The following is a 1183-nucleotide window of genomic DNA, read 5'->3' as shown; positions in this document are numbered from 1 at the left end:
CCGGTCGATGATGGTCTGCAGCTGGTTGCCGATATCGCCGAAAGCGCCTGCGACATCCCGGTTCTGCAGGCCGATCTGCTCGAGCCCGGTGCCGATGATCTGGTCGCCGCCGGGCACGAACACGCGCGCGTAGTTCTGCGGCTTGGTCAGCGGCAGCTGCTCGATGGCGGTCTTGAAGTTCGGGTTCTTGGACAGGAAGTCCGCCATGCTCGGATCCTGCTGCGCCGACTTGCGCACCGGAATGTAGCCGGTGGCCTGCGAGAAGTAGGAGGTGTTGGCCGCGTTGGTGATGAAGTCGATGAACTTCAGCGCGTTCTCCTTGCGGGCGTCGCTGATGCGCGACGGAATCGCCAGGCCCGCACCACCGGTGGTGGCGCCCGCTCCGTTCGGGTGCGGCAGGAAGCCGGTGCCGAATTCGGTCTTGCCCGCGGAGTTGGTCTTGATGCTCTTGAGGTCACCGGTGGAGCCGATGGCGGAGGCGATGATGCCGTTGCCGAAGTCGACCGCGTAGGTGGGCCGGATGCTGGCGTACTTCTTGGTGTTGATGGAGTCGCGCAGGTACTGGCCGGCCTTGACGGTGGCCGGGTCGGTGAACTTCAGCTTCCACTCGTCGGAGTACGCGCCACCAAAGGTCCAGCACGGGCCCTGGAAGGTCCAGGCCAGGTAGTTCTTCGCGTCGCCCCAGCCGTGCGCCCACTTGTCGCCGCCGAGCACGCCCTGGATCTTGGGGCCCCACTCGTCGAATTCGTCCCAGCTGTTCGGGGTGCGGTCGGGCAGCCCGGCCTTCGCCCAGACGTCCTTGTTGTAGTAGAAGATCTGCGTCGAGCGCGAGTACGGCAGCGCCCAGGTCTTGCCGTTGAACTTGTAGTCGCCGATGAAGGTGTCCACGTAATCGGACACGTTCACCCCGGCGCTGGCGAAGTGGCTGTCCAGCGGCTCGATGGTGCCGTTGAGCGCGTAGTTGAACCACCACACGTCGGACAGGATGACCACGTCGGGCAGTTCGCCGCCGGAGAGCGCGGCATTGAACTTGGTCGCGACCTCCTCGTAGTTCTTGCCGGCGTCGACCAGGTTGACCTTCAGGTCCGGGTACTTGGCCTGGAACCGGTTGATCAGCTCGGTTTCCTGGTCCTTGGAGGTGCCCGGGTGGTTGGACCAGAAGGTGATGGTCTTCGAGTCGCCG

The 1183-nt window shown here is 64.6% G+C and carries 1 protein-coding gene; it reads right to left on the bottom strand.

Annotated elements, in window-relative coordinates; translation table 11 throughout:
• Positions 1–1183 (bottom strand): ABC transporter substrate-binding protein (locus tag ACIRS4_RS37945; protein ID WP_404204787.1); only part of this gene is annotated, 1183 nt, incomplete at both ends.

The organism is Streptomyces sp. NPDC101166, from assembly GCF_044768125.1.
Classification (GTDB): Bacteria; Actinomycetota; Actinomycetes; order Streptomycetales; family Streptomycetaceae; genus Streptomyces.
Note: the sequence above shows the minus strand (reverse complement) of the source record. Positions and strands in the feature narration are given on the sequence as shown.